This is a genomic window from Pseudomonas sp. CC6-YY-74 (assembly GCF_002025205.1).
Taxonomy (GTDB): Bacteria; Pseudomonadota; Gammaproteobacteria; order Pseudomonadales; family Pseudomonadaceae; genus Aquipseudomonas; species Aquipseudomonas paeninsulae.
In genome coordinates this window covers 1-5,000 of record NZ_CP019947.1, presented here as the reverse complement: position 1 = coordinate 5,000, position 5,000 = coordinate 1, and the positions used below count along the sequence as shown (strand labels likewise).

The window sequence follows — 5,000 nt, the reverse complement described above, 5'->3', positions numbered from 1 at the left end:
GATGGGATCAGGTGGTTCCAATGCTCTATGGTCGTCAAGCAATTCGGGTGGAACATCGTGCTTCTTTTATCAAGAAGGACGCGGCTCCAAATTGGGTATGTGATAAAGGGTAGTGCGTGGTCTTGCAAACTTTCGGTGTGTTGTCGACTTCGATCGTCTAGCACACAAACAGCAAATTGTTTGGGTGTTATATGGTCAAGCCTCACGGGCAATTAGTATTGGTTAGCTCAACGCCTCACAGCGCTTACACACCCAACCTATCAACGTCGTAGTCTTCGACGGCCCTTTAGGGAACTCAAGGTTCCAGTGAGATCTCATCTCGAGGCAAGTTTCCCGCTTAGATGCTTTCAGCGGTTATCTTTCCCGAACGTAGCTACCCGGCAATGCCACTGGCGTGACAACCGGAACACCAGAGGTTCGTCCACTCCGGTCCTCTCGTACTAGGAGCAGCCCCTCTCAAATCTCAAACGTCCACGGCAGATAGGGACCGAACTGTCTCACGACGTTCTAAACCCAGCTCGCGTACCACTTTAAATGGCGAACAGCCATACCCTTGGGACCGGCTTCAGCCCCAGGATGTGATGAGCCGACATCGAGGTGCCAAACACCGCCGTCGATATGAACTCTTGGGCGGTATCAGCCTGTTATCCCCGGAGTACCTTTTATCCGTTGAGCGATGGCCCTTCCATACAGAACCACCGGATCACTAAGACCTACTTTCGTACCTGCTCGACGTGTCTGTCTCGCAGTCAAGCGCGCTTTTGCCTTTATACTCTACGACCGATTTCCGACCGGTCTGAGCGCACCTTCGTACTCCTCCGTTACTCTTTAGGAGGAGACCGCCCCAGTCAAACTACCCACCATACACTGTCCTCGATCCGGATAACGGACCAGAGTTAGAACCTCAAGGTTGCCAGGGTGGTATTTCAAGGTTGGCTCCACGCGAACTAGCGTCCACGCTTCAAAGCCTCCCACCTATCCTACACAAGCAAGCTCAAAGTCCAGTGCAAAGCTATAGTAAAGGTTCACGGGGTCTTTCCGTCTAGCCGCGGATACACTGCATCTTCACAGCGATTTCAATTTCACTGAGTCTCGGGTGGAGACAGCGCCGCCATCGTTACGCCATTCGTGCAGGTCGGAACTTACCCGACAAGGAATTTCGCTACCTTAGGACCGTTATAGTTACGGCCGCCGTTTACCGGGGCTTCGATCAAGAGCTTCGCGTTAGCTAACCCCATCAATTAACCTTCCGGCACCGGGCAGGCGTCACACCCTATACGTCCACTTTCGTGTTTGCAGAGTGCTGTGTTTTTAATAAACAGTCGCAGCGGCCTGGTATCTTCGACCGGCGTGGGCTTACGCAGTAAATGCTTCACCCTCACCGGCGCACCTTCTCCCGAAGTTACGGTGCCATTTTGCCTAGTTCCTTCACCCGAGTTCTCTCAAGCGCCTTGGTATTCTCTACCTAACCACCTGTGTCGGTTTGGGGTACGGTTCCTAGTTACCTGAAGCTTAGAAGCTTTTCCTGGAAGCATGGCATCAACCACTTCGTCGTCTAAAAGACAACTCGTCATCAGTTCTCGGCCTTGATCTCCCGGATTTACCTAAGAAATCAGCCTACCACCTTAAACACGGACAACCAACGCCGTGCTGGCCTAGCCTTCTCCGTCCCTCCATCGCAGTAACTAGAAGTACGGGAATATTAACCCGTTTTCCATCGACTACGCATTTCTGCCTCGCCTTAGGGGCCGACTAACCCTGCGTCGATTAACGTTGCGCAGGAAACCTTGGTCTTTCGGCGTGGGTGTTTTTCACACCCATTATCGTTACTCATGTCAGCATTCGCACTTCTGATACCTCCAGCAAGCTTCTCAACTCACCTTCACAGGCTTACAGAACGCTCCTCTACCGCTCATCCTAAGATGAACCCGTAGCTTCGGTGTATGGTTTGAGCCCCGTTAAATCTTCCGCGCAGGCCGACTCGACTAGTGAGCTATTACGCTTTCTTTAAAGGGTGGCTGCTTCTAAGCCAACCTCCTAGCTGTCTAAGCCTTCCCACATCGTTTCCCACTTAACCATAACTTTGGGACCTTAGCTGACGGTCTGGGTTGTTTCCCTTTTCACGACGGACGTTAGCACCCGCCGTGTGTCTCCCGTGCTGACACTTGTTGGTATTCGGAGTTTGCATCGGGTTGGTAAATCGGGATGATCCCCTAGCCGAAACAGTGCTCTACCCCCAACAGTGATACACGAGGCGCTACCTAAATAGCTTTCGAGGAGAACCAGCTATCTCGAGCTTGATTAGCCTTTCACTCCGATCCACAGGTCATCCGCTAACTTTTCAACGGTAGTCGGTTCGGTCCTCCAGTTAGTGTTACCCAACCTTCAACCTGCCATGGATAGATCGCCCGGTTTCGGGTCTATTCCCAGCGACTAGACGCCCTATTAAGACTCGCTTTCGCTACGCCTCCCCTATTCGGTTAAGCTTGCCACTGAAAATAAGTCGCTGACCCATTATACAAAAGGTACGCAGTCACCCAACAAAGTAGGCTCCCACTGTTGTACGCATACGGTTTCAGGATCTATTTCACTCCCCTCTCCGGGGTTCTTTTCGCCTTTCCCTCACGGTACTAGTTCACTATCGGTCAGTCAGTAGTATTTAGCCTTGGAGGATGGTCCCCCCATATTCAGACAAAGTTTCTCGTGCTCCGTCCTACTCGATTTCATGACTAAGAGATTTTCGCGTACAGGGCTATCACCCACTATGGCCGTACTTTCCAGAACGTTCCGCTAATCTCAAAGCCACTTAAGGGCTAGTCCCCGTTCGCTCGCCACTACTAAGGGAATCTCGGTTGATTTCTATTCCTCAGGGTACTTAGATGTTTCAGTTCCCCTGGTTCGCCTCACACACCTATGTATTCAGTGTGTGATAACCATCTTATGATGGCTGGGTTCCCCCATTCAGACATCTCCGGATCAAAGGTTGTTTGCCACCTCCCGAAGCTTTTCGCAGGCTACCACGTCTTTCATCGCCTCTGACTGCCAAGGCATCCACCGTATGCGCTTCTTCACTTGACCATATAACCCCAAGCAATCTGGTTACTGTCTATAACGTGAAGACGACATTCGCCGAAAATTTGCAATTGAGAACACGCAAATTTTACCTTGACCAAATTAACTGCCAGTGAAAGCAGTCAATCAGTCACTTCTATCACATACCCAAATTTTTAAAGAACGATTTTTCTTACCGGTCAAAGACCAGAAATCAACATTCAGCTACCGTCGGCAGGAATGTTCAGTTCTGAACTCTCTACAACGTCATAAAGTGGTGGAGCCAAACGGGATCGAACCGTTGACCTCCTGCGTGCAAGGCAGGCGCTCTCCCAGCTGAGCTATGGCCCCAGGTAATCGCAAGGCCTCACCCCACTCAATTGACAATTGGTGGGTCTGGGCAGATTCGAACTGCCGACCTCACCCTTATCAGGGGTGCGCTCTAACCAACTGAGCTACAGACCCAATAACGGGCTTCTAACCTAATCGTCTTTTTCAATGAATCAAGCAATTCGTGTGGGAACTTATGAAGAAGCTGAAGCCTTCGATTAAGGAGGTGATCCAGCCGCAGGTTCCCCTACGGCTACCTTGTTACGACTTCACCCCAGTCATGAATCACACCGTGGTAACCGTCCCCCCGAAGGTTAGACTAGCTACTTCTGGTGCAACCCACTCCCATGGTGTGACGGGCGGTGTGTACAAGGCCCGGGAACGTATTCACCGTGACATTCTGATTCACGATTACTAGCGATTCCGACTTCACGCAGTCGAGTTGCAGACTGCGATCCGGACTACGATCGGTTTTATGGGATTAGCTCCACCTCGCGGCTTGGCGACCCTTTGTACCGACCATTGTAGCACGTGTGTAGCCCAGGCCGTAAGGGCCATGATGACTTGACGTCATCCCCACCTTCCTCCGGTTTGTCACCGGCAGTCTCCTTAGAGTGCCCACCATTACGTGCTGGTAACTAAGGACAAGGGTTGCGCTCGTTACGGGACTTAACCCAACATCTCACGACACGAGCTGACGACAGCCATGCAGCACCTGTCTTACAGTTCCCGAAGGCACCAATCCATCTCTGGAAAGTTCTGTAGATGTCAAGGCCTGGTAAGGTTCTTCGCGTTGCTTCGAATTAAACCACATGCTCCACCGCTTGTGCGGGCCCCCGTCAATTCATTTGAGTTTTAACCTTGCGGCCGTACTCCCCAGGCGGTCAACTTAATGCGTTAGCTGCGCCACTAAGTCCTCAAGGAACCCAACGGCTAGTTGACATCGTTTACGGCGTGGACTACCAGGGTATCTAATCCTGTTTGCTCCCCACGCTTTCGCACCTCAGTGTCAGTATCAGTCCAGGTGGTCGCCTTCGCCACTGGTGTTCCTTCCTATATCTACGCATTTCACCGCTACACAGGAAATTCCACCACCCTCTACTGTACTCTAGTTTGCCAGTTTTTGGATGCAGTTCCCAGGTTGAGCCCGGGGCTTTCACACCCAACTTAACAAACCACCTACGCGCGCTTTACGCCCAGTAATTCCGATTAACGCTTGCACCCTCTGTATTACCGCGGCTGCTGGCACAGAGTTAGCCGGTGCTTATTCTGTCGGTAACGTCAAACAGTAACGTATTAAGTTACTGCCCTTCCTCCCAACTTAAAGTGCTTTACAATCCGAAGACCTTCTTCACACACGCGGCATGGCTGGATCAGGCTTTCGCCCATTGTCCAATATTCCCCACTGCTGCCTCCCGTAGGAGTCTGGACCGTGTCTCAGTTCCAGTGTGACTGATCATCCTCTCAGACCAGTTACGGATCGTTGCCTTGGTGAGCCATTACCTCACCAACTAGCTAATCCGACCTAGGCTCATCTAATGGCGCGAGGCCCGAAGGTCCCCCGCTTTCTCCCGTAGGACGTATGCGGTATTAGCGTCCGTTTCCGAACGTTATCCCCC

General features: G+C 51.7%; 2 tRNA genes and 3 rRNA genes (1 of these 5 running past the window's edge). All 5 read right to left on the bottom strand.

From position 1 onward, the window contains the following. A 5S ribosomal RNA gene (gene rrf, locus B2D37_RS00025) occupies positions 1-39 on the bottom strand (it extends 77 nt beyond the left edge of the window). 152 nt (positions 40-191) lie between these two features. Beyond that, positions 192-3,078: ribosomal RNA gene (locus tag B2D37_RS00020) — 23S ribosomal RNA — on the bottom strand. 248 nt (positions 3,079-3,326) lie between these two features. Then, a tRNA-Ala gene (locus B2D37_RS00015) sits at positions 3,327-3,402 on the bottom strand. 37 nt (positions 3,403-3,439) lie between these two features. Next, positions 3,440-3,516 (bottom strand) — tRNA-Ile (locus B2D37_RS00010). Positions 3,517-3,600: 84 nt separating this feature from the next. Next, a 16S ribosomal RNA gene (locus tag B2D37_RS00005) occupies positions 3,601-5,000 on the bottom strand. The 16S, 23S and 5S rRNA genes sit together here with 2 tRNA genes alongside, the layout of an rRNA operon.